This window comes from Pseudomonas sp. AC255, from assembly GCF_979258175.1.
On the sequence record NZ_OZ409841.1, the window covers coordinates 4,323,038 to 4,347,771 of the forward strand.

General features: G+C 61.5%; 20 protein-coding genes and 1 pseudogene. 8 read left to right on the forward strand and 13 right to left on the reverse strand.

Features of this window, described 5'->3' with window-relative positions; genetic code table 11:
• The first annotated feature begins 11 nt into the window (after window positions 1–11).
• Window positions 12–535: pseudogene (gene yjgA / locus ACZZ0K_RS19685) on the forward strand (ribosome biogenesis factor YjgA).
• Between the two features lie 51 nt (window positions 536–586).
• Here yjgA and tldD read toward each other — a convergent pair.
• The 8 genes from tldD to mreB form a co-directional block, all read right to left on the reverse strand.
• Entirely contained in the window at window positions 587–2,029 is a 1,443-nt protein-coding gene (gene tldD / locus ACZZ0K_RS19690) for a metalloprotease TldD (protein WP_016771693.1), read from the reverse strand.
• Window positions 2,030–2,033: 4 nt separating this feature from the next.
• Window positions 2,034–2,894, reverse strand: a complete 861-nt coding sequence (locus ACZZ0K_RS19695) for a carbon-nitrogen hydrolase family protein (protein WP_258707604.1) — start codon at window positions 2,892–2,894, stop codon at window positions 2,034–2,036.
• A gap of 30 nt (window positions 2,895–2,924) precedes the next feature.
• Entirely contained in the window at window positions 2,925–6,755 is a 3,831-nt protein-coding gene (locus ACZZ0K_RS19700) for a YhdP family protein (RefSeq protein WP_463559268.1), read from the reverse strand.
• Window positions 6,756–6,830: 75 nt separating this feature from the next.
• On the reverse strand, window positions 6,831–8,288 hold the full coding sequence (rng, locus tag ACZZ0K_RS19705) for a ribonuclease G (protein ID WP_016771696.1): 1,458 nt from the start codon (window positions 8,286–8,288) through the stop codon (window positions 6,831–6,833).
• Window positions 8,289–8,346: 58 nt separating this feature from the next.
• Window positions 8,347–8,943 (reverse strand): Maf family protein, encoded by a 597-nt coding sequence (locus tag ACZZ0K_RS19710; RefSeq protein WP_258707602.1) that lies wholly within the window; start codon window positions 8,941–8,943, stop codon window positions 8,347–8,349.
• Between the two features lie 37 nt (window positions 8,944–8,980).
• Window positions 8,981–9,472: a rod shape-determining protein MreD gene (gene mreD / locus ACZZ0K_RS19715; RefSeq protein ID WP_024011608.1), complete on the reverse strand. Its 492-nt coding sequence runs from the start codon at window positions 9,470–9,472 to the stop codon at window positions 8,981–8,983.
• Window positions 9,472–10,575: a rod shape-determining protein MreC gene (gene mreC / locus ACZZ0K_RS19720; RefSeq protein ID WP_150742787.1), complete on the reverse strand. Its 1,104-nt coding sequence runs from the start codon at window positions 10,573–10,575 to the stop codon at window positions 9,472–9,474. Before mreC ends, mreD begins: the two co-directional genes overlap by 1 nt.
• A gap of 140 nt (window positions 10,576–10,715) precedes the next feature.
• The gene (mreB, locus tag ACZZ0K_RS19725) at window positions 10,716–11,753 is read right to left on the reverse strand and encodes a rod shape-determining protein MreB (RefSeq protein ID WP_002555108.1); all 1,038 of its coding nucleotides are present in this window, start codon (window positions 11,751–11,753) and stop codon (window positions 10,716–10,718) included.
• Between the two features lie 211 nt (window positions 11,754–11,964).
• On the opposite strand from mreB, the gene gatC reads away from it, so the two are divergent.
• The 6 genes from gatC to ACZZ0K_RS19755 all read left to right on the forward strand — a co-directional run bounded on the left by gatC (window position 11,965) and on the right by ACZZ0K_RS19755 (window position 17,251).
• The gene (gene gatC / locus ACZZ0K_RS19730) at window positions 11,965–12,252 is read left to right on the forward strand and encodes an Asp-tRNA(Asn)/Glu-tRNA(Gln) amidotransferase subunit GatC (protein WP_024011606.1); all 288 of its coding nucleotides are present in this window, start codon (window positions 11,965–11,967) and stop codon (window positions 12,250–12,252) included.
• 16 nt (window positions 12,253–12,268) lie between these two features.
• Window positions 12,269–13,720 (forward strand): Asp-tRNA(Asn)/Glu-tRNA(Gln) amidotransferase subunit GatA, encoded by a 1,452-nt coding sequence (gene gatA / locus ACZZ0K_RS19735; protein ID WP_076565843.1) that lies wholly within the window; start codon window positions 12,269–12,271, stop codon window positions 13,718–13,720.
• Window positions 13,721–13,730: 10 nt separating this feature from the next.
• Window positions 13,731–15,176, forward strand: coding sequence for an Asp-tRNA(Asn)/Glu-tRNA(Gln) amidotransferase subunit GatB (gatB, locus tag ACZZ0K_RS19740; protein WP_016771702.1), 1,446 nt, complete (start codon window positions 13,731–13,733; stop codon window positions 15,174–15,176).
• 218 nt (window positions 15,177–15,394) lie between these two features.
• Complete coding sequence (locus ACZZ0K_RS19745; protein WP_024011604.1) at window positions 15,395–15,766, forward strand: septal ring lytic transglycosylase RlpA family protein; 372 nt, start codon at window positions 15,395–15,397, stop codon at window positions 15,764–15,766.
• Between the two features lie 97 nt (window positions 15,767–15,863).
• Complete coding sequence (locus ACZZ0K_RS19750) at window positions 15,864–16,874, forward strand: calcium/sodium antiporter (protein WP_463559793.1); 1,011 nt, start codon at window positions 15,864–15,866, stop codon at window positions 16,872–16,874.
• Window positions 16,871–17,251, forward strand: coding sequence for a carboxymuconolactone decarboxylase family protein (locus ACZZ0K_RS19755; protein WP_024011602.1), 381 nt, complete (start codon window positions 16,871–16,873; stop codon window positions 17,249–17,251). Before ACZZ0K_RS19750 ends, ACZZ0K_RS19755 begins: the two co-directional genes overlap by 4 nt.
• A 100-nt stretch (window positions 17,252–17,351) precedes the next feature.
• Here the strand turns inward: ACZZ0K_RS19755 and ACZZ0K_RS19760 are convergent, their stop codons facing one another.
• The 5 genes from ACZZ0K_RS19760 to kdgD form a co-directional block, all read right to left on the reverse strand.
• Window positions 17,352–18,293, reverse strand: a complete 942-nt coding sequence (locus ACZZ0K_RS19760; protein WP_056782923.1) for an AEC family transporter — start codon at window positions 18,291–18,293, stop codon at window positions 17,352–17,354.
• Window positions 18,294–18,544: 251 nt separating this feature from the next.
• Window positions 18,545–20,098 (reverse strand): galactarate dehydratase, encoded by a 1,554-nt coding sequence (gene garD / locus ACZZ0K_RS19765; protein WP_252885367.1) that lies wholly within the window; start codon window positions 20,096–20,098, stop codon window positions 18,545–18,547.
• Between the two features lie 11 nt (window positions 20,099–20,109).
• Complete coding sequence (locus ACZZ0K_RS19770) at window positions 20,110–21,471, reverse strand: MFS transporter (protein WP_041477964.1); 1,362 nt, start codon at window positions 21,469–21,471, stop codon at window positions 20,110–20,112.
• Between the two features lie 153 nt (window positions 21,472–21,624).
• Complete coding sequence (locus ACZZ0K_RS19775) at window positions 21,625–23,070, reverse strand: aldehyde dehydrogenase family protein (protein WP_258707601.1); 1,446 nt, start codon at window positions 23,068–23,070, stop codon at window positions 21,625–21,627.
• Between the two features lie 71 nt (window positions 23,071–23,141).
• Window positions 23,142–24,053 (reverse strand): 5-dehydro-4-deoxyglucarate dehydratase, encoded by a 912-nt coding sequence (kdgD, locus tag ACZZ0K_RS19780; protein WP_039759443.1) that lies wholly within the window; start codon window positions 24,051–24,053, stop codon window positions 23,142–23,144.
• A gap of 297 nt (window positions 24,054–24,350) precedes the next feature.
• Between kdgD and ACZZ0K_RS19785 the strand changes: the two genes are divergently transcribed.
• Window positions 24,351–24,731, forward strand: a complete 381-nt coding sequence (locus ACZZ0K_RS19785) for a hypothetical protein (protein ID WP_463559269.1) — start codon at window positions 24,351–24,353, stop codon at window positions 24,729–24,731.
• Window positions 24,732–24,734: the final 3 nt, after the last annotated feature.

The following is a 24,734-nucleotide window of genomic DNA, read 5'->3' on the forward strand; positions in this document are numbered from 1 at the left end:
GGACTGCCACCATGGTTGATTCTTACGACGACTCCCTCGATACGGGAGAAAAAGCAAATCTCAGGTCAAACGCGAGTTGCATGCGCTGGTTGACCTCGGCGAGCGCCTGACCACACTCAAGCCTGATCTGGTCGCCAAACTGCCGTTGACCGACGCTTTGCGCCGGGCATTGGCCGATGCGCCCAAGCACACCGCGAACATCGCGCGTAAACGGCATTTGCAGTTCATCGGCAAACTGATGCGCGACCAGGACACTGACGCGATTCTGACTCTGCTCGATCAACTCGATGCCTCCACTCGCCAGTACAACGAGCGTTTCCATAATCTGGAACGCTGGCGTGACCGCCTGATCGCGGGCGATGACGCCGTGCTGGAGAAATTCGTCATCGAGTACCCGGACGCCGATCGCCAGCAATTGCGTTCCCTGATCCGTCAGGCCCAGCATGAGGTTGCGCAAAACAAACCACCTGCTTCGAGCCGCAAGATCTTCAAATACATTCGGGAGCTGGACGAGACTCAACGCGGCCTGCGTTGATAATCGTCACCGGGTGGCCGTCCTGCGCGCCACCCGAAAGCCCCGCCTCTCTTATGCGCCCGTGCCACCCACGGTGATCGCATCGATTTTCAGCGTTGGCTGGCCGACACCCACCGGCACCGACTGCCCATCCTTGCCGCACGTACCCACACCGCTGTCCAGCGCCAGATCGTTACCGACCATCGACACCCGGCTCATCGCCTCGGGACCGTTGCCGATCAATGTCGCGCCTTTGACCGGTGCGGTGATCTTGCCGTCCTCGATCAGATAAGCCTCGCTCGTCGAGAACACGAACTTGCCGCTGGTGATATCGACCTGACCGCCGCCGAGGTTGGCGCAGTAGATGCCCTTCTTCACCGAAGCGATGATTTCCGCCGGATCACTTTCGCCACCGAGCATGTAGGTGTTGGTCATGCGTGGCATCGGCAGATGCGCATAGGATTCGCGACGACCGTTACCGGTGCGCGCCACGCCCATCAGCCGCGCATTGAGCTTGTCTTGCATGTAGCCCTTGAGCACGCCGTTTTCGATCAGCGTGGTGCATTCGGTCGGCGTGCCTTCGTCATCGACGCTCAGCGAACCGCGACGGCCGCTCAAGGTGCCGTCATCGACGATGGTGCATAGCTTGGAGGCAACCATTTCACCCATGCGCCCGCTATAGGCCGAGCTGCCCTTGCGGTTGAAATCGCCTTCCAGACCGTGACCGACCGCTTCGTGCAGCAGCACCCCGGACCAGCCGGAACCCAGCACCACCGGCAAGGTACCGGCCGGCGCTGGAATTGCTTCAAGGTTGACCAGCGCCTGGCGCAGCGCTTCGCGGGCATAACCCATGGCGCGGTCTTCGGCGAGGAAGTAGCGGTAATCGGTACGCCCACCGCCGCCGTGCCCGCCGCGTTCGCGCCGGCCGTTCTGTTCAACGATGACGCTTACGTTGAAACGCACCAGCGGTCGCACGTCGGCGGCCAGGCCACCGTCGGTGGAGGCCACCAGAATTCGCTCCCAGACCCCGGCCATGCTCACGCTGACCTGCTGAATCCGTGGATCGAGTGCACGGGTGGCGACGTCGATGCGTTTGAGCAACTCGACTTTTTCCGCGCGGCTGAGCACTTCCAGCGGGTTATCCGGGGCGTACAGCTGCGCGACGTCCTGGCTGGTGAATGCCTGCACGGTGCCGTTCTGTCCGGCGCGGGAGATCGAACGCGCGGCGCGGGCCGCTGCGCCGAGGGCCTCGAGGGTGATCGCGTTGCTGTAGGCAAAACCGGTTTTCTCACCGGACTGTGCACGCACGCCGACACCCTGATCGAGGTTGAAGCTGCCTTCCTTGACGATGCCGTCTTCCAACGCCCATGACTCGGAAATCTGGCCCTGGAAATACAGGTCGGCGGCATCGATGCCCGGTCCGGCCAGATCGCCGAGCACGCCTTGCAGGCTCTCGATCGTGACACCGCCGGGTGCCAACAGGTGATCACTGACTGAGGACAACAACTCGCTCATAGGTTTACGCCTTAAATTCGTGTTCTGAAGCAGGCCGCTGGGCGCCCTGCGAGAAAAACCGCCGATGACGCGTCACCGGCATGCGCGCCCGGATGGACGCTTGTTCATCGCTGTCGCGGGCGGCCAGCAACACCGCCTCGCCTTGATCCTGTTGGGCCAGTACGCGCCCCCACGGGTCGACAATCGCCGCATGCCCGAAGGTTTCACGCGGTCCGGGATGGCTGCCGCCCTGCGCGGCCGCCAGGATATAACACTGTGTTTCGATGGCCCGCGCGCGGATCAGTACATCCCAGTGCGCGGCGCCGGTCACGGCCGTAAACGCCGACGGTGCAGTAATCAATTCGGCACCGGCGGCACGCAATTCGCTGTACAGCTCCGGGAAGCGCAAGTCGTAACACACGCTCAGACCAACGCGCCCCATCGGCGTATCCGCCACCACTACATTACCGCCATAAGCATAGTCATCGGATTCACGGTATTGGCCGCGATTGTCGGCGACATCGACATCGAACAGATGCAGCTTGTCATAGCGCGCGACCACCTCGCCGTGCCCGTTGATCAGCAATGAGCAGGCATTGGCTTTGGCCGTGGGTTGACCCAACGGTGGCAACGGCAACGTGCCGGCGACTATCCATAAGGTGAGGTCGCGGGCGGTCTGTTTCAACCATGGCAGGATCGGCCCTTCGCCCAAGGCCTCGGCGCGGCCGATATCGGCGACGTCGCGACGGCCCATGGCGGCGAAGTTCTCCGGCAGCACCGCGAGTTTCGCCCCGCCAGCGGCGGCCTGTTCAAGCAGGCGTCGCGCCTGGGCCAGATTGGCCGGCACGTCGCTCTGGCTGACCATTTGAATCACCGCTAAAGACATGGAGAACTCCCAAAGAGGTATTCGGCCATGCTACTCCATCGCTTCAAGGCCGGGCCGCTCAAAAGGCTTGTCGAAGGTGATTTTCGGCTCTTTCCATGGGCCTTTGACGGTGTACTTGACGCTGGCGAAGCGCGCGACGCGGTCGCCGATCAGCTTGTCGATGAGGAACAGCGCGCCGCCGACCGCCGGCGCACCAACGAGCAGCGCGGCGATCGGCAGGTTGTTGGTCACCGGCAGTGTCACCAGCAATTTCGCATCGACCTTGTCACCAACCAGATCCAGCGTGCCGTCCAGCTCAAGGTTGCTCGAAGGCCCGGTCAGGCGAATCGGCTCACGTGTCACGTAGACACCATTGTTCGCCACCAGCAGACCTTTGACCCGGTCGTAGCTCAGGCCTTTGCCGAACAGGTCGGAGAAGTCCAGACGCAGGCGCCGGCCGATCGAGTTGAAGTTGAGCAGGCCGAACACCCGCAGCGCCTGAGCACCGCCTTCCACTTCAACGAACTGGCCTTTGTTCAGCGAGGCATCGAGGGTGCCGGAGAAGCGCTTGGTCGCCAGCCACGCCGGCGAGCCCGGCCAACGGCCATCGACATCCATATGGAATTCTTCGCTGGTCACGCTCGGCGCGAAGCCCCAGCCTTTGAGCACGTCGGCCAGATTCTTGCCGCCAATGCGGCCCTTGTACCAACTGCTGGTCGCCCCCGGCGCGCCTTCCCAGCCGCCGTTGCCTTGCAGCAGGATACCCTTGAGGCCCATGTCGAGGTTGTTCAGCGCGATGCCCTTGGCGGTCGGCCGCACTTTCAGCGACCAGCCACCGACCAGATCGGGGCCGAGGAACAACTGATTGAGGGTGATATCCAGCGCCGGGATTTTCGTCGGGTCGACCGACGCCAATGGATCAGGCGCGTTCTCGTCAGCCTGCACCGCCGGGTCCGGCGCCGGCAGTTTCACGTATTGCAGATTCACCGCAATCGGTACGCCCTTGGCGTCCGGCAGGCTGGCGCTGCCCTTGACCTGTTGGCTATCCAGCGCCAGGTTCCACGCGCCTGGCTTGCGATTGATCTGCACCGAAGCCTGATCCAGCGTGGTGCCGAACGCGGTCAATTTGCCGACCTTGATGTCAGCACTGCTCAGCAGTTGCTTGGCGCTGCCGCCCGGATCCTGCCCGGCGTACTTGCTGGCCAGATCCTGCCACGGCGCGACGTCCAGTTCCGACAGCACCCCGCGAATGCGCAGGCCCTTGGCGCCCGGCAACACCGCTTCGCCAGCGCCGAGAAACAGTTCGCCACGGCCGTCGGCGAAATTGCTCGGCGGCGCAGCAAAAGTGAAATTGGCCAGTTGATCGTAATTGAACCAGTAACGCCGCTCCTGCCCTTGCAGGGTCATGCGAAACACTGTGTCGCGCCCGACATCGGCGGTCATGCCGAACGGCGCCGGCAGATCCACCGCCACGCCTTTGAGGCTGGAGCTGACCAGCAACTGGCTGTCGGCCCCGGAAAGATTCAGCTGCAACTGATACGGAATCGTCCCGGACACCGGCAACGGCTGGGTCACACCCAGCCAGTCAGTGAGCTTCTTCACTTCGACCTGCCCCGACGCCGCAACCCGGGTCTTGATCTGGTTGGGGCTGCCATCAGCGAAGATCTGCGCAGTGACCGGTTTGTCGAAGGCCCGTGCAGAGATGTTCTGGCCGCTGAGGCCTTTATTGCTGTCGAAGCGGAAATCGCCCTTGAGCTGGCTCAGTTCCAGTTTCGGTTCGGCCAGTTTCAGCCGCGCATTGGCGGTCTTGAAATCGACGAGGATTTTCGGCTGTTCGCCCTTGGCCAGCGGAATATCCAGCTTGAGCTTGCCATTCAGATCACCCGCACCCTCCCAACCAGCAAAGGTCTCACCAGTGCCGATCGGCGCATCCTGAAGAATCTTCAAGCCGTCGCCGAGACCACCGGCAAATGCGCCATCCAGGAACAAATGCGAGTTCTGCCCGGCCGGTACATGAGGAATATTGACGAAGACATCGCTGACTTGGGTGTCGAGCAACTGGCCTTTGCTGGCCCAGATGCGCACGCCGCTGTCTTCGATGAACACATCGCCGCTGACTTTGCTCACATGCGGCCAGCCCGGCTGAAACGCCAGCTCGGCGTCGTGCACTTTGAAGAACAGGCTGATGCTGCGATCAGCCTCGCCAGCGTTCTTGCTCAGCGAGCCCTGATACTGGAAGAAGCCCTGGTCCACTGCGCCTTTGAGGATCGCTGTGCGCAGCCACTCATCAAGCGCCGGGCTCAACACCGCCGGCAGGTATTTCGCGGTATAGCGACCGTCGCCATCGACCAGGCCGACGCGCAGGTCCATGTAGTCTTCCTGGCTATGGTCGAAGTGCAGGCGGATAAGGAAGTCGCCGGCAATCTTGCCCTCCTCGCCCAGCACCTTGAGGTACGGCGCAATCAGGGTGAAGCCGTCCTTGTCGAGCTTCCAGGTCAGCCGCGCATTGGCCTGCAGGTATTGCCATGGTTTGGCGAAAATCGGATCGAGGTGCAGGACAAAGTCCTTGCTGTCGAGGCGCAACTCGCCGCCGTCGAGGTTGCCACTCAGGCTGCCACTGACATTCCGCGCCGCCGGAGCGCCGTGGTAGGCATCGAAACCGACATTATCGAGGTTGGCGGCAAAGCCGAATTTGCTGCCATCGGTGGCGGTCGGGCGGAAGTCCAGCAACACGTTGCGCAGGCCGCCGGTTACCTTCAAACGCTCGACCACTGTGGCGAAGCTTTGCGGCAACGGCCCCAACGCATTGAGCAGCGGCGTGATCGGGGTCAGATCGAGGCGATCGGCCTGCAGATGCCAGAGCTCTTCAGCCTTGGCGCTGGCGCGGGTCTGCTGCACCTGCACATGGGATTCCCAGCGGGTTTCGCCGAAGCTCATGGCCAGTGAATCGAGGGTGACTTTCACCCCTTCGGCTGTGTTGCGGTAATAGGCGTTGAGCGCCAGATTGTTGATCTGGATTGGCTTGCGCTCGGCGTAGGCACCGGTCACTTGCGGCGCATTCAAGCGCAACGCGGCGCTTTGCAACGCGCCTTCGGCCCAATCGACCCAGAGTTCACCGCCGGCCTTGATCTCGGAAAAATTCCATTGCTGGGTCAGGCGTTCGGGAAGCCATTTCGCCCAGTCGCTCTGCGGCAGGCTGGCATAACCCTCGATGGCGCTGTTCTGCCATTGATCGGGACGCAGCTGGCTGTGCAGGCTCAGCGCGACAGGCTGGCCATCGGGCAAGGTCAGACGCGCGTCGAGACGCTGGCGGCTGGCGCCGGTACGCAGATTGAGGCCGACATAGGTGAGCGTCATGGGCGGGTGATCGCGCGGTTGCAGGGTCAACTGGCTGTCGAGCACCGACAGTTGCCTGATCATCTGCGAGCGCTGGAACAGTTGCACCGCATCGAACGGTTGATCCTTCTGCACCGGCAGGCCTTCCAGCGCCCAAGTACCGTCTTCGGCTTCCTTGAGGCTGATCTTCAAACCGTTGAGTTCGATATGCGCGAGGCGCACTTCGCGGGCGAGCACGCTGCCCCACATATCCGGCACCACCCGCACGCGGTCGAGGCGCAGCGCGTTGGCGCCGTCGCCGACCATCACGTCATGGGCCAGCAGGATCGGCGCGAAACCGCTCCAGTTGCCTTCCAGCTCACCGATCTGCAAGGGCATGCCGAGGGCGGCGCTGGCCTTGTCTTCGATGTCGGCGCGGTATTCCGCCACCAGAGGGGTCAGCTCGCGGCCGAGGCTGACGTACAACGCCATCAACACCAGAACCAACGCGCACAGGCCCAGCCCCCAGCGGGTGAGTGCGGCCAGAATGCGTGTCAGACGCTCCATGTCAGTTGGCTCCCATGGCAAAAAAACTGCGAAAAGCTGAGGCCAGCCGCGTTGAATGAAGGGTGATGCAGGGTTTCAGAGCAGCACCACGTCATATTGTTCCTGGGAATACATGGTTTCCACCTGGAAGCGTATGGTGCGACCGATGAAGCCTTCAAGCTCGGCGACGTTACCGGACTCTTCATCAAGCAGACGATCGACCACTTTCTGGTTGGCCAGCACCCGATAACCCTCGGCCTGATAGGCCCGCGCCTCGCGCAGAATCTCGCGGAAGATCTCGTAACAGATGGTTTCGGCGGTCTTCAGCTTGCCGCGTCCCTGACAACTGCTGCACGGTTCGCACAGCACCTGCTCAAGGCTTTCGCGGGTGCGCTTGCGGGTCATCTGCACCAGGCCCAACTCGGTGATGCCGATGATGTTGGTCTTGGCGTGGTCGCGCTCCAGCTGTTTCTCCAGAGTGCGCAGGACCTGACGCTGGTGCTCTTCATCTTCCATGTCGATGAAGTCGATGATGATGATCCCGCCGAGATTGCGCAGGCGCATCTGCCGGGCGATCGCCGTGGCCGCTTCGAGATTGGTCTTGAAAATGGTTTCTTCGAGGTTGCGATGACCGACGAACGCCCCGGTGTTGACGTCGATGGTGGTCATGGCTTCCGCCGGATCGATCACCAGATACCCCCCGGACTTCAGCGGCACCTTGCGCTCCAGCGCGCGCTGGATTTCGTCTTCGACACCGTACAGATCGAAGATCGGCCGCTCGCCCGGATAGTGTTCCAGACGATCGGCGATTTCCGGCATCAGTTCGGCGACGAATTGCGTGGTTTTCTGGAAGGTTTCCCGCGAGTCGATGCGAATTTTCTCGATCTTCGGATTGACCAGGTCACGCAGGGTGCGCAGGGCCAGGCCGAGGTCTTCGTAGATCACGCTCGGCGCGGCGATGGTCTTGATCTGTTCATTGATCTGGTCCCAGAGGCGCCGCAGGTAGCGGATGTCCATGAGGATTTCATCAGCGCCGGCACCTTCAGCGGCTGTGCGCAGAATGAAGCCGCCGGCCTCCTTGATGCCTTCTTTGGCCACGCAATCACTGACCACCTGCTTGAGGCGCTCGCGTTCGGCTTCGTCTTCGATCTTCAGGGAAATGCCGACATGAGCGGTACGCGGCATGTACACCAGATAACGCGAAGGAATCGACAGTTGTGTGGTCAGGCGTGCGCCTTTGGAGCCGATCGGGTCTTTGGTGACTTGCACCACAAGGCTCTGGCCTTCGTGTACCAGCGAACTGATGCTTTCCACCGCCGGGCCTTCACGCAGGGAGATTTCGGCGGCGTGAATGAAAGCCGCACGATCGAGGCCGATGTCAACAAATGCCGCCTGCATGCCCGGCAGTACACGGACGATCTTGCCTTTATAGATGTTGCCGACGATCCCGCGTTTCTGCGTGCGCTCGACGTGGACTTCTTGCAGCACACCGTTTTCGACCACCGCCACGCGCGACTCCATCGGCGTGATGTTGATCAGAATCTCTTCACTCATGGCAGGATCTCGTTCAGGCATGTTCACGATAGTGGCCGCATCTGGATTCGTACGACGCTCAGGGCGTGTTCAGGTTTTGCCAACAGGGTATGCCGAAATGGCCCAACACCTCGCAGGTTTCGCACAACGGCAAGCCGACCACCGCCGAATAGCTGCCGTCGAGCCCGGCGACAAACACCGCACCCAGGCCCTGAATGCCATAGCCGCCGGCCTTGTCGCGCGGTTCGCCACTGGCCCAGTAGGCAGCGGCCTCATCGCGGCTGATGGTGCGGAAACGCACGCGACTGCGCACCACCCGCGACTCGCAGCGCTCGCCTTCAAGCACGGCGATGGCGGTCAGCACTTCGTGTTCGTTGCCGGACAACATCATCAGCATGGCGCATGCATCGGCTTCGTCCACCGGTTTGCCAAGTATTTTGCCGTCGAGCACCACTGCGGTGTCGGCGCCAAGCATGCAGAACGGCTGATCAGAGACGACCGAACAGCGACCGGCCTCAGCCTTGCCACGCGCAAGGCGTTCAACATAGGCCGAAGGGGATTCTTCAGGAAGCGGGGTTTCGTCGATGTCCGCGCTGATGGCGGAGAAGTGCACGCCGATCTGCGTGAGCAATTCACGGCGACGCGGTGAGCCGGAGGCGAGGTAAAGCAGTTTCATCAAAACATCTCCCTGTTCAGTGCCCTGCTTCACCGGCTCAATAGATTCTGTAGCGTCGGCACATCCCGCGAAGGGCGAAGCTGACCCACGGCCAGAGCAAGGCACTGACCAGCGCCGGCAAGACCAGCGCCAGGGTTGGCTGACGGTTGCCGGTCAGAGCGCTGAGCCACAGTTGCGCCAATTGAGCGAGGCCGAAGATCACCAGGATCACCAGGCACTGCTGCCACATCGGGAACATGCGCAGACGCTGCTGCAACGACAACACGAGGAAAGTAATCAGGGTCAGGATCAGCGCGTTCTGCCCGAGCAGGTCGCCCTGCAGGACATCTTCGGCCAGTCCCAGACAGAAGGCGGTGACCATGCCGACGGTGTGCGGCATGTACAGCGCCCAAAAAGTCACGAGCAAGGCCAGCCACAGCGGGCGAAGGATTTCCATGAAGATCGGCAACGGTGAAACGCTGAGCAGGATGCCGACGAAGAACGTCAGCCAGATCATCCAGCCGTTTCCGGATTTTTTCGCGCCGACCATTATTCTCGTCCCCCGGTAGTCGCTGGCGGTTTCGCCGGTGGTTTGCTCGCGGCGGGCGGTTTGGCAGTGGCCGGAGCGGCAGCGGGCGGTTTGCTCGCGGCAGGCTTGGCAGGCGTGGTGGCAGGCGCCGCTGCTTCAGCGGCCGGCGCTGCGGTAGCGGTCGACGGCGTGGCAGGCATGATCAACGGTTTCGGCACGCTGGCCGGCAACATCGGGCCGCCGCCGTGGGCATCGAGCTGTTCCTGCGCCTGAGCCGCGTCATTGGCGCGTTCCTCGGCAGTGCGGCTGTCGCTGAACACCAGCAGCAGGTAGCGGCTGCGGTTCAGGGCGGCGGTCGGTACCGCACGGACAATCGCGAACGGTTGGCCGGAATCGTGGATGACTTCCTTGACCGTGGCCACCGGATAACCAGCGGGGAATCGCTGGCCGAGGCCGGAGCTGACCAGCAGATCGCCTTCCTTGATGTCCGCCGTGTCGGCGACATGACGCAATTCCAGGCGCTCAGGGTTGCCGGTGCCACTGGCAATCGCGCGCAGACCGTTACGGTTCACCTGCACGGGAATGCTATGGGTGGTGTCGGTCAGCAGCAGGACCCGCGAGGTGTACGGCATCAATTCGACCACCTGGCCCATCAGCCCGCGTGCATCGAGCACCGGTTGGCCGAGCACCACGCCGTCGCGCTCACCTTTGTTGATGATGATGCGATGGGTGAAGGGGTTGGGGTCCATGCCGATCAGCTCGGCCACTTCGACCTTTTCATTGACCAGTGCGGAGGAGTTGAGCAACTCGCGCAGCCGAACGTTCTGCTCGGTCAGGGCCGCGAGCTTTTGCATGCGCCCCTGCAACAGCAGGTTTTCGGTCTTGAGTTTTTCGTTTTCGGCGACGAGCTCGGTGCGGCTGCCGAACTGACTGGCGACCCCTTCCCACAAGCGGCCGGGCAGGTCGGTGATCCAGTAGGCATCCATGAGCACCAGCGACGCTTGCTTGCGCGCGGGCTTGAGCAGGTCGAAACGTGCATCGACCACCATCAGTGCGACCGCGAGCACGGCCAGCACCAACAGGCGCACGCCCAACGAAGGGCCTTTGGTGAAAAGCGGTTTAATAAGCCGCTCCTCCCAGGCAAATGTTCTGTTTATTCATACGGCATCAAACCGGCCTGGATGAAGACTGACAGAAGATAAACGCCAACAGGCAGCACTGCAAAGTGCTGCCTGTGCGTTCACCCACGTATTGCATTCGAAGCTTATTCGCTCGAAAGCAGATCCATGGTGTGCTTATCCATCATTTCCAGCGCACGGCCACCGCCGCGAGCAACGCAAGTCAGCGGATCTTCGGCAACGATCACCGGCAGACCGGTTTCCTGGGCCAGCAACTTGTCGAGGTCACGCAGCAGCGCGCCACCACCGGTCAGCACCAGGCCACGCTCGGCGATGTCGGAAGCCAGTTCCGGCGGCGATTGCTCCAGCGCGCTTTTCACCGCCTGAACGATGGTGGCCAGCGACTCTTGCAGAGCCTCGAGCACTTCGTTGGAGTTCAGGGTGAATGCGCGTGGAACGCCTTCGGCCAGGTTGCGACCGCGAACATCGACTTCGCGTACTTCGCCGCCCGGGTAGGCCGTACCGATTTCCTGCTTGATGCGCTCGGCGGTGGATTCACCGATCAGGCTGCCGTAGTTGCGACGCACGTAGGTGATGATCGCTTCGTCGAAACGGTCGCCGCCGACACGTACGGATTCGGCGTAAACCACACCGTTAAGGGAGATCAGGGCGATCTCAGTGGTACCACCACCGATGTCCACGACCATCGAACCGCGCGCTTCTTCAACCGGCAGACCGGCACCGATCGCAGCAGCCATCGGCTCTTCGATCAGGAACACTTCACGGGCACCGGCGCCAAGGGCCGATTCACGGATGGCGCGACGCTCAACCTGGGTGGACTTGCATGGAACGCAGATCAGCACACGAGGGCTGGGCTGCAGGAAACTGTTTTCGTGAACCTTGTTGATAAAGTACTGCAGCATCTTTTCGCAGACGCTGAAGTCGGCGATCACGCCATCCTTCATCGGACGAATGGCAGCAATGTTGCCCGGCGTACGGCCGAGCATGCGCTTGGCCTCGGTGCCGACAGCAACGACACTTTTCTGGTTACCGTGTGTCCGAATGGCCACAACCGATGGCTCATTCAGGACGATACCGCGCTCGCGCACGTAAATAAGGGTGTTGGCAGTGCCCAGGTCAATGGAAAGATCGCTGGAAAACATGCCACGCAGTTTCTTGAACATGGGAAAGGGACCCTAGGCAACGCGTGGGTAAAAAAGTGCGGCAAACTCTAACAACGACAGGGATTTTGGGCAAGGCGCCAATATGTTAAATTGGCCGCTTTTCTGTGCACCAAGCCCCACAATCGCGGCCTTATGACCGTAGAAGTGCGGTAGTGTTCCGACAATCTAACACACGGACGCCGTCCGTTCTGTTTTCCACTGGAGAATCCCGATGGCGCTAGAACGCTCCGACGTGGAAAAAATCGCGCATCTGGCCTGCCTTGGCCTCAACGATGCCGATCTTCCGCACATTACTTCCGCCCTCAACAGCATTCTCGGGCTCGTCGACGAAATGCAGGCCGTTGATACCGACGGTATCGAGCCGCTGGCCCACCCCCTGGAAGCCAGTCAGCGCCTGCGCGCCGACGTGGTGACCGAGACGAATAATCGCGAGGCCTACCAGTCCATCGCACCAGCGGTCGAAAACGGCCTGTATCTGGTTCCGAAAGTCATCGACTAAAGGGAAAGAGCCTGCAATGCATCAAATGACTCTGGCCGAGATCGCCCGCGGTCTCGCCGATAAAAAGTTTTCCTCCGAAGAGCTGACCAAAGTCCTGCTGGCGCGTATTACCCAGCTCGACCCGCAGCTCAACAGTTTCATCAGCCTCACCGAGGATCTGGCCATCGAGCAGGCGAAAGCCGCCGATGCACGCCGGGCCAACGGTGAGAGCGGCGCCCTGCTCGGCGCGCCGATCGCCCACAAGGACCTGTTCTGCACCCTGGGCATCCGCACCAGCTGCGGCTCGAAGATGCTCGACAACTTCAAAGCCCCGTATGACGCCACTGTCGTTGCGAAACTGGCAGCTGCCGGCGCCGTGACCCTGGGCAAGACCAACATGGACGAATTCGCCATGGGTTCGGCCAACGAGTCGAGCTGGTACGGCGCAGTGAAAAACCCGTGGAACCTGGAACACGTGCCGGGCGGTTCGTCCGGTGGTTCCGCCGCCGCCGTGGCCGCTCGCCTGCTGCCTGCCGCCACCGCAACCGACACCGGCGGCTCGATCCGTCAGCCGGCGGCGTTCACCAACCTCACCGGCCTGAAGCCGACCTACGGTCGCGTTTCGCGCTGGGGCATGATTGCCTACGCTTCCAGCCTCGATCAGGGCGGCCCGTTGGCACGCACGGCCGAAGATTGCGCGATTCTGCTGCAAGGCATGGCCGGCTTCGACCCGAACGACTCCACCAGCATCGATGAGCCGGTGCCGGATTACTCCGCCGGCCTGGGCGATTCGCTGCAAGGCCTGCGCATCGGCGTGCCGAAGGAATACTTCAGCGCCGGTCTCGACCCGCGCATTGCCGAGCTGATCCAGAACAGCATCCAGCAGTTGCAGAAGCTCGGTGCGGTGATCAAGGAAATCAGCCTGCCGAACATGCAGCACGCCATTCCTGCGTACTACGTGATCGCCCCGGCAGAGGCCTCCTCGAACCTGTCGCGTTTCGACGGCGTGCGTTTCGGCCACCGCTGCGAAAACCCGGAAAACCTCATCGACCTGTACAAGCGCTCCCGTGGCGAAGGCTTCGGCGCGGAAGTACAGCGCCGGATCATGGTCGGTGCCTACGCGCTGTCCGCCGGTTACTACGACGCCTACTACCTGAAAGCGCAGAAGATCCGCCGTCTGGTGAAGAACGATTTCATGGCTGCGTTCAATGAAGTCGACATCATCCTCGGCCCGACCACGCCGAACCCGGCCTGGAAGCTTGGCGCCAAGAACAGCGACCCGGTCGCTGCCTATCTGGAAGACGTCTACACCATCACCGCCAACCTCGCCGGCCTGCCGGGCCTGTCGATGCCGGCCGGTTTTGTCGACGGTCTGCCGGTGGGCGTGCAGTTGCTCGCGCCGTACTTCCAGGAAGGCCGCCTGTTGAACGTTGCCCACCAGTATCAGCTCAACACTGACTGGCACACCCGCACCCCAACCGGCTTCTGAGGAGACACACATGCAATGGGAAGTCGTGATCGGGCTGGAGATTCACACTCAGCTCACCACCCGGTCGAAAATCTTTTCCGGTAGTTCCACCACATTCGGTTCCGAGCCGAACACCCAGGCCAGCCTGATCGACCTGGGCATGCCCGGCGTGCTGCCGGTGCTCAACCAGGAAGCGGTGCGCATGGCGGTGATGTTCGGTCTGGCAATTGACGCCGAGATCGGCCAGCACAACGTGTTCGCCCGGAAAAACTATTTCTACCCGGATCTGCCCAAGGGCTATCAGATCAGCCAGATGGAATTGCCGATCGTTGGCAAAGGCCACCTGGACATCGCCCTGGAAGACGGCACGGTCAAACGCGTCGGCATCACCCGCGCGCACCTGGAAGAAGATGCCGGCAAGAGCCTGCACGAAGAATTCAACGGTGCCACCGGCATCGACCTGAACCGTGCCGGCACGCCGCTGCTGGAAATCGTTTCCGAACCGGACATGCGCAGCGCCAAGGAAGCCGTGGCTTACGTCAAGGCGATCCACGCGCTGGTGCGTTACCTGGGCATCTGCGACGGCAACATGGCCGAAGGCTCGCTGCGTTGCGACTGCAACGTCTCGGTACGACCGAAAGGCCAGGTCGAGTTCGGCACTCGCTGCGAGATCAAGAACGTCAACTCGTTCCGTTTCATCGAGAAGGCGATCAACTCCGAGATCCAGCGCCAGATCGAGCTGATCGAAGACGGCGGCAAAGTGATCCAGCAGACCCGCCTGTACGATCCGAACAAGGACGAGACCCGTCCAATGCGTTCGAAAGAGGAAGCCAACGACTACCGTTACTTCCCCGATCCGGACCTGCTGCCGGTGGTCATCGAAGAGTCGTTCCTCGGTGAAGTGCGTGCCACCCTGCCGGAACTGCCACCGCAAAAGCGCGAACGCTTCCAGAGCCAGTTCGGTCTGTCGGCTTACGACGCCAACGTGCTGGCCACCAGCCGTGAACAGGCGGATTACTTCGAGAAAGTCGCAGCCATCGGCGGCGACGCGAAACTGGCGGCGAACTGGGTGATGGTCGAGTTGGGCAGCCTGCTCAACAAGCAGGGCCTGGACATCGAGGATTCGCCAGTCTCCGCCGAGCAACTGGGCGGCATGCTGCAGCGCATCAAGGACAACACCATCTCCGGCAAGATCGCCAAGGTGGTGTTCGAAGCGATGGCCAATGGTGAAGGCAGTGCTGACGAGATCATCGAAAAGCGCGGCCTCAAGCAAGTCACCGACACCGGCGCGATCTCGGCCGTGCTCGACGAAATGCTCGCGGCCAACGCCGAACAGGTCGAACAGTACCGCGCGGCAGACGAAGCCAAACGCGGCAAGATGTTCGGCTTCTTCGTCGGCCAGGCCATGAAAGCCTCGAAAGGCAAGGCCAACCCGCAGCAGGTGAACGAACTGCTGAAAAGCAAGCTCGAAGGCTGACCACCAATGGAGCCAGATCCAAAGCCTGGCTCCATTCCCTGTGGAAGGGACCTGTGGCGAGGGGATTTATCCCCGTTGGGCCGCGAAGAGGCCCCAATTGCTGAGCTTGATTTGCACCAGATAAACCGAGTTCTCAGTTTTGGGACTGCTGCGCAGTCCAACGGGGATAAATCCCCTCGCCACAGGTCACTCCTACATTTGATCCGGGATACCTTTGAATGAAGCGTCTGTTGCTGAGCAGCGCCCTGCTCTCTCTGCTGGCCGGTTGCGCCAGTACCGACACCATCGACCCGCACGGTTATGACCAGACCGGCGTCGCCTCCTATTACGGAGCCAAACATCACGGTAAACGCACCGCCAGCGGCGAAGCGTTCAACCAGCATTCCCTGACCGCCGCCCACCGCCAGTTGCCGTTCGGCACGCGAGTGAAGGTCACCAACCTGAAAAACGATGAATCAGTCGTGGTCCGCATCAATGACCGTGGCCCGCACACCCGTGGCCGACTGATCGATCTGTCACGCGAGGCCGCCGATGAAATCGGCATGCTGCGCAGCGGCACCGCACGGGTTCGCGTGCAGGCCCTGGACTGATGGAGCGCCGACCATTTTCGGACTAGCCGATCTGCCGCTGATCAACGTCATCGAACTGCTCAGCGGCCTGTGTCTTTTGCTCATCGGCGCCGAGCTGATGGTGCGCGCCGCCGTGCGTCTGGCCGAGCGCCTGCATGTGCGTCCGTTGATCATCGGCCTGACCATCGTCGCCCTCGGCAGCAGCGCGCCGCAGATGACCGTGAGCCTGCATGCGGCGTTGACCGACAACCCGGACATCGCCGTCGGCAGCGTGGTCGGCAGCGGCATATTCAATATCCTCGTAACCCTTGGCCTGTCGGCACTGATCATCCCGCTGCGCGTATCGCGGCAACTGGTGCGTCTGGATATCCCGTTGATGATCGGCGCCAGCCTGCTGGTATTCATCCTCGCCTGGAATAAAGACCTCGGGCGTTTCGACGGTGTCCTGCTGCTCGGCGCTCTGGCGCTGTACCTCGGCTTGCTGTTGCGTCAGTCGCGACATTCGACGCGCCCTCATACAGAGCGACCAACCGAGACGCAGCAATCCTGGTTGATCAATGTGCTGATGATTCTCGCTGGCCTGGCCATGCTGGTGTTCGCCGGGCGTTTGCTGCTCGGCGCCGCCGTGGTCGTGGCCACCGACCTGGGCCTGTCCGAACGTGTCATCGGCCTGACCGTGGTTGCGGTCGGCACCTCGCTGCCGGAACTGGCGACCTCGCTGATCGCTGCGTTGCGCGGGCAGCGCGACATAGCCGTGGGCAACGTGATCGGCGCCAATCTGTTCAACCTGCTCGGGGTACTCGGGCTGACCGCGCTGCTCGCACCGACGCCGCTTTCCGTCTCCCCCAACGCGCTGGATTTTGACTTGCCAGTGATGCTCGGCGTCGCTGCGCTGTGTCTGCCAGTGTTTTACTCGGGCTACCGCGTGACTCGAGCCGAAGGCTTGCTGCTGCTCGGTTTGTATCTGGTCTACGGGCTGCATGTGGTGTCGTTCACCACCGGCATGCCGCTGGCCGGCAAACTCGAGCGCTTGATGCTGTTTTATGTCCTGCCGGCGCTGCTGACGTTTCTGTTGTTCACATCGATCCGCGCCTGGCGTCGCCAACACCACAAGAGAGATGTGCCATGAGCGAGTCGAAGCAGTCCGGGGTTGAAATCCGTCGTCAGGTCATGGGCGATGCGTTCGTTGATCGCGCGCTGGGCAATGCCACCGAATTCACCCAGCCTTTGCAGGATTTCGTCAATGAACATGCGTGGGGCGGCGTGTGGAATCGTGAGGGGCTGCCGCTGAAAACCCGCAGCCTGATTACCCTCGCCGCGCTGACCGCGTTGAAGTGTCCGCAAGAGTTGAAGGGCCACGTGCGCGGTGCGCTGAACAACGGCTGCACGGTGGAAGAGATTCGCGAAGCGCTGCTGCATTGCGCGGTGTATGCCGGCGTGCCAGCGGCGATCGATGCGTTTCGCGCGGCGCAGGAAGTGATCGACAGCTATCAGAAACCGCAGTGACCGCCTTCGCGAGCAGGCTCGCTCCCACAGTTGGAATGCGTTTCCCTGTGGGAGCGAGCCTGCTCGCGAAGAGGCCCTGACAGACACTGCAAATCCTTGGTCAGATCCACCCACCCCACTGCAACACAAAGATCCCGACATTGGTGGTAATCGCCGCCATCAAAGTGGTCATCACGATAATCGCCGCTGCCAGCTCATGATTGCCCTGCGCCGCCCGGGCCATGACGAAACTCGCCGCCGCCGTCGGGCTGCCAAAGTAGAGAAACAGAATCCCCAATTCCGCCCCGCGAAAGCCCCACAGCCATGCCCCCAGTGTCGCCAGCACCGGCAGACCGATCATCTTCACCAGGCTGGAACTGAGCGCCATGTTGCCGCTCTTGCGCAGCGCCGCCAGCGACAGCGTGCCGCCGATACAAATCAGCGCCAGTGGCAAAGTGGTCTGCGCCAGATACTGGCCGGAGGTCTCCAGCCAGCCCGGCAGTCCGATCTTGAAATAGGCAAACGGCGCTGCCGAAATCACGCTGATGATCAGCGGGTTGCTGAACACGCTTTTGCAGATGCTCCAGGGATCGGACTTGATCACCGGGCTGTACACCGCCAGCACGATGGTCGACAGCGTGTTGTAGAACAGGATCACCAGCGCCGCGAGAATTGCCCCGAGGGAAATGCCGTAATCGCCGTACATGCTCGCGGCGAGCGCCAGGCCTATCACGCCGTTGTTGCCGCGAAACGCACCCTGGGTGTAGATGCCGCGATCTTCGCGCGGACACCTGAAAATCGCCCAGCCCCAGGCCACGGCGAAACTCACCAGCGTTGCGAGGGAAAAGTAGATCAGTAGCGAAGGTTGCAGCGCGGCGTGCAGGTCGGCGTGGAGGATGCCGAGAAACAGCAGCGCCGGCATGGTCACGTTGAACACCAGCGACGAGGCGGTGTGGATGAAGTTGTCGTTGATCCAGTCGATGCGCTTGAGCAGCACACCGAGAAACAGCATGGCAAACACCGGCGCGGTGATGTTCAGGGTTTCAAGAAAGATTGCCAGCATGCCGGGGAGCCTTGGGTGAGCTTAGTCAGGGGGGCAATGATAAAGCAAAAGCCCCTCACCCTAGCCCTCTCCCAAAGGGAGAGGGAACCGATCGGGGGATATTTAAACAATCCACCGACCTGAAATGACATCGTCGAATCCATAATCGACCCGATTTGTCAGGTCGATGTATAGCGCCAAACAACTCGGTTGGCCCCCTCTCCCTCCGGGAGAGGGCTGGGGTGAGGGGCTTTTGATCTTCCATGAAACGATCAGGTAATCGGCGCCGGGTTGAACAAGGTGATGTCGTTGTGCAGCTTGTGTTTCTCCGCCCAGGTCTGTTGCTTGCCACTGGCAACGTCCAGGTAATAGTGAAACAACTCCCAGCCGAGTTCTTCGATGGTCGCGCGCCCGGTGGCAATGCGTCCGGCGTCGATGTCGATCAGGTCCGGCCAGCGCTGCGCCAGTTCAGTCCGCGTCGAAACCTTGACCACCGGCGCCATGGCCAGCCCGTAAGGCGTGCCGCGACCGGTGGTGAATACGTGCAGGTTCATCCCTGCTGCCAGTTGCAACGTACCGCAGACAAAATCGCTGGCCGGCGTCGCGCAGAAAATCAGGCCCTTGTGCTTGAAACGCTCGCCCGGGCCGAGCACGCCATTGATCGCGCTGCTGCCGGACTTGACGATCGAGCCCAGCGACTTCTCGACAATGTTCGACAACCCGCCCTTCTTGTTGCCCGGCGTGGTGTTGGCACTGCGATCGGCCTCGCCCTTGGCCAGGTAACGGTCGTACCAGTCCATCTCGCGCACCAGCTCTTCGGCAACGGTTTGCGTCTGCGCGCGGGAGGTGAGCAGGTAGATCGCATCGCGCACTTCGGTGACTTCGGAAAACATCACCGTCGCCCCCGCACGCAACAGCAAGTCTGAGGCATAACCCAGCGCCGGGTTGGCGGTGATGCCGGAGAACGCGTCGCTGCCGCCGCACTGCATACCGAGAATAAGCTCGGAGGCCGGCACGGTTTCGCGGCGGCGCTGGTCGAGTTTCTTCAAACGCACTTCGGCCAGGTCCATGATCTGCTCGATCATTTCGGTAAAACCGTGACTGGAATCCTGCAAGCGGTACAGCCACGGATCGCTGAGATCCACCGAGGCATCGTCCTCGTGCATCACCTGCCCGGCCTGCAATTTCTCGCAGCCCAGACCGATCACCAGCGCCTCGCCCCCCAGGTTCGGGTTGCGCGCCAGATTGCGCACGGTACGAATCGGGATGTAGGCGTCGGTCGCGGTAATCGCCACACCGCAGCCATAACTGTGGGTCAGCGCCACCACGTCATCGACGTGCGGGTACTTCGGCAGCAGCTCTTCCTTGATGCGCTTGACCGCATGATCGAGCACGCCGGTGACGCACTGCACGGTGGTGGTGATGCCGAGAATGTTGCGCGTGCCGACAGTGCCGTCGGCGTTGCGATAACCCTCGAACGTGAAGCCTTCCAGCGGTGCCTGCGCATCCGGCACGTCGGTGGACAGCGGCAAGCTGTCCAGCGGCGGCGCGGTCGGCATGCGCAGTTGATCTTCCTTGACCCAACTGCCGCGACGGATCGGCTGCAACGCATAGCCGATAATCTGCCCGTAACGAATCACCGGGCCGCCCTCAGGAATATCCTCCAGGGTGACCTTGTGGCTCTGCGGTACGAAATCCAGCGTGACCAGGCCATCGGCAAACTCGGTACCGGCCGGTACGCCCTGATCGTTGACCACCACTACAACGTTGTCCCGCTCGTGCAGGCGGATGTAGCGCGGCGAGTCGGAATGTTCAATCAACTGCATGACGCCGCTCCTCAGGAATGCGCTTGAGACAAATTGCCGGTGGCTTCATTGCCGCCCTTGGCTGGCGGCTCTTTCAAGACCACACGCTTGATCGGGCCGACGATTACCAGATAGCTGAACACCGCGACCAGTGCGTTGGCGCCGACAAACACCAGCGCCCATTTGAACGAGCCGGTGGAGCTGATGATGTAGCCGATGACGATCGGCGTGGTGATCGAAGCGATGTTGCCGAAGGTGTTGAACAGGCCGCCGCTCAGACCGGCGATCTGTTTCGGCGAGGTGTCGGAGACCACCGCCCAGCCCAGTGCGCCAACGCCTTTGCCGAAGAATGCCAGAGCCATGAAGCCCACCACCATCCATTCCACGTCAACATAGTTGCACGCGACGATGCTGCTCGACACCAGCAGGCCGGCGATGATCGGCGCCTTGCGAGCAAAAGTCAGCGAATGGCCCTTGCGCAGCAGGTAGTCGGAAATCACCCCTCCGAGCACGCCGCCGATAAAGCCGCAAATGGCCGGCAACGAAGCGATGAAACCGGCCTTGAGAATGGTCATGCCACGCTCTTGCACCAGATACACCGGGAACCAGGTCAGGAAGAAGTAGGTGATGCCGTTGATGCAGTACTGGCCCAGATACACGCCGAGCATCATGCGGTTGGTCAGCAACTGACGGATGTAATCCCACTTCGGACCGTCGGACTTCTTGCCCTTCTGATCCATGTCGACCATGCCGCCGTTGTCAGCGATGTGCTTGAACTCGGCCTCGTTGACGCGTGGGTGTTCGCGCGGGCTGTAGATGACTTTCAGCCACACCAGCGAGAACACGATACCGAGGATACCCATGACGATGAACACGTGCTCCCAGCCGAAGCTGTAGACGATCCAGCCCATCAACGGCGCGAACAGCACGGTGGCAAAGTATTGCGCCGAGTTGAAGATCGCCGAAGCGGTTCCGCGTTCAGCGGTCGGGAACCACGCCGCCACGATGCGCGCGTTGCCAGGGAACGATGGCGCTTCGGCCAGGCCCACCAGGAAACGCAGCATGAACAGCGCAACCACTGCCGTGGACATGCCGAATTCTCCGACAAAGCCTTGCAGCACGGTGAACAGCGACCAGGTGAAAATGCTCAGGGCATAGACTTTTTTCGAGCCGAAGCGATCGAGCAGCCAGCCACCGGGAATTTGCCCGGCGACGTAGGCCCAACCGAATGCGGAGAAGATGTAGCCGAGGGTGACGGCGTCAATGCCAAGGTCCTTTTGCAGGCTGGAGCCGGCAATGGCGATCGTGGCACGGTCGGCGTAGTTGATCGTGGTCACCAGAAACAGCATGAGCAGGATCAAATAGCGGACGTGAGTCGGCTTGGAGGATTGCATGCAGATGTACTCCCACTGATTATTTTTATGCGGGTAAAACATTCTTTGGTCTTTGTGGGAGCTGGCTTGCCAGCGATGGCATCAGCGCGGCGTGCCTGCAGCACCGCGTTGCCTGAATCGCTGGCAAGCCAGCTCCCACAGGTATTGCATGTATCAGGAACCGATGTAGGCAGTCTTCACGACCGTGTAGAACTCTTGTGCATAGCGGCCCTGCTCACGGGAGCCGTAGGACGAGCCTTTACGCCCGCCGAACGGTACGTGGTAATCCACACCGGCGGTCGGCAGGTTGACCATCACCATCCCGGCCTGGGAGTAGCGCTTGAAGTGGTTGGCGTACTTCAGCGAGGTGGTGGCGATGCCGGCCGACAAGCCGAATTCGGTGTCGTTGGCCATTGCCAGCGCAGCTTCGTAATCGGCCACACGGACAATGTTGGCCACCGGGCCGAAGATCTCTTCGCGGCTGATGCGCATCGACGCTTCGCTGTCGGCGAACAGCGTTGGCGCGAGGAAGTAGCCCTCGGTGTCGCAAGTCACCACACCGCCGCCGCTGACCAGACGTGCACCTTCGGACTGGCCGATGTCGATGTACTTCATGTCCTGTTCCAGCTGCGCCTGGGAGACCACCGGACCGATGTCGGTGCCGGCCTTCAGCGCGTGGCCGACCTTGATCGACTTCATGCGCTCGGCCATCGCTTCAACGAACTTGTCGTGAATGCCGGCGGTGACGATCAGACGGCTCGATGCTGTGCAGCGCTGGCCGGTGGAGTAGAACGCGCTCTGCACCGACAGCTCGACCGCTTGCTTGAGGTCGGCGTCGTCGAGAATGATCTGCGGGTTCTTGCCGCCCATTTCCAGCTGCACCTTGGCCTGGCGCGAAACGCAGTTGACGGCGATCTGGCGGCCAACGCCCACCGAACCGGTGAAGCTGATGCCGTCGACTTTCGGGCTGTTGACCAACGCCTCGCCAACCACGCGACCGCTGCCCATTACCAGGTTGAACACACCGGCCGGGAAGCCCGCGCGGGAGATGATTTCGGCCAGCGCCCAGGCGCAGCCCGGCACCAGATCGGCAGGTTTGAGCACGACGCAGTTGCCGTAGGCCAGGGCCGGAGCAATTTTCCACGCCGGGATGGCGATCGGGAAGTTCCACGGAGTGATCAGACCGACCACGCCCAGCGCTTCGCGAGTGACTTCGACGTTGACGCCCGGGCGTACCGACGGCACGTAGTCACCGGACAGACGCAGGCATTCACCGGCGAAGAACTTGAAAATGTTGCCGGCGCGGGTCACTTCACCGATCGCCTCCGGCAGGGTCTTGCCTTCTTCACGGGCCAGCAGGGTGCCAAGCTCTTCGCGACGGGCGAGAATTTCCGTGCCGACTTTATCCAGCGAATCGTGACGAGCCTGGATGCCCGACGTGGAGTACGCCGGGAACGCAGCGCGGGCAGCGTCGATTGCGGCGTTGACCTGGGTCAGGTCAGCCTTGGCGTAGTCGCCGATGGTGTCGCTGAGTTCGGACGGGTTGATGTTGGCCGAGTAATCGGCACCGGCGACCCATTCGCCATTGATGTAGTTGTCGTAGCGTTTTGCAGTTGTCACAGGGCAGCCCTCAACTCTAAAAGCCTTCACGCAAAAAGCCGCTGATTGCTCAGCGGCCTCGCTTTTCTCGCTTATTGCGCGCCTTGCTTGTCGATCAGCGCGGCGAGCATTTCGTACTCTTCGCCGGTCAGGTCGGTCAGCGGCGCACGCACCGGACCTGCGTCATAGCCAGCGATTTTTGCACCTGCCTTGACGATACTCACGGCGTAACCGGCCTTGCGGTTGCGGATGTCCAGGTACGGCAGGAAGAAGTCGTCGATGATCTTGCCGACGGTGGCGTGATCTTCGCGAGCGATCGCGTGGTAGAAGTCCATCGCGGTTTTCGGGATGAAGTTGAACACCGCCGAGGAGTACACCGGCACGCCCAACGCCTTGTAGGCAGCGGCGTAGACTTCGGCGGTCGGCAGACCACCCAGGTAGCTGAAGCGATCACCGAGGCGGCGACGGATCGACACCATCAACTCGATATCGCCCAGGCCATCCTTGTAGCCGATCAGGTTCGGGCAGCGCTCGGCCAGACGTTCCAGCAGCGGCGCGGTGAGACGGCAAACGTTGCGGTTGTAGACGACCACGCCGATCTTCACCGATTTGCACACGGCTTCAACGTGGGCGGCAACACCGTCCTGGCTCGCTTCGGTCAGGTAGTGCGGCAGCAGCAGCAGACCTTTGGCGCCCAGACGCTCGGCTTCCTGAGCGTATTCGATGGCCTGGCGGGTCGAACCACCGACGCCGGCGAGGATTGGCACGCTGGTCGCGCAGGTATCGACGGCAGTCTTGATGATTTCCGAGTATTCGCTGGCGGCCAGGGAGAAGAACTCACCGGTGCCACCGGCGGCGAACAGAGCCGAAGCGCCATACGGAGCCAGCCATTCCAGGCGTTTGATGTAGCCCGCGCGGTTGAAATCGCCCTGCGCGTTGAAATCGGTCACCGGGAAAGACAGCAGGCCGGCAGAGAGGATGGACTTCAGTTCTTGTGGATTCATTATTCGAACACCCTGGTAGCAACGTTTTATTGTGAGTGGACCGTTCAGCCTTAGCCGAAGTTGTAGGTCATCGTACAACTTAAAAATAACCGTCAACTGCATTTCATCGTTGGCAGGGCTTTTTTGTCGGACAAGATTGGCTTTTGCGCTTTATGAAATGGCTAAAAGGCTCGCGCTTGACGCGTTCGAGGGCTGAAATATCTGGTCTGGATTCGTTTAATTCTGAGGCGACCTGCGGCTCGTAAAGTACGTCGACTGCCACGAAGGATCGTGGCGGACCACACAAAGGAAGCCGCTATGTCGATGCATTTTGCCGCCCCCACCCTCACCCACGTCGCCCCTGCGCAAGACGATTGCGTGACGCTTCAGCTCTCGCAATTGCCGGACATCCTCACCGTGCAGGTCCCGGATTCCAGCGATTTCGCCGCGAACTGGAGCGTCTACGCGGTCCTCGGCAGCGATGCCGAGGAACCTGAATGGGAAGGTGATGAGGTGGACACTGGCGCCTGGGACGACGCCGAGGATGAAATGGAAAAGTTGCTCGACATCGAGGTGCAGCTGCCGAAAGAGGCATTGCAAACGTACCTGAACCGCGAGGTGGAGCTGCGTTACAAGTTTCGCGATGAGTCGAGCATGGAGCCGTATTCGCTGCCGCTGCGATTGCGCATAGAGGCGTAAGAC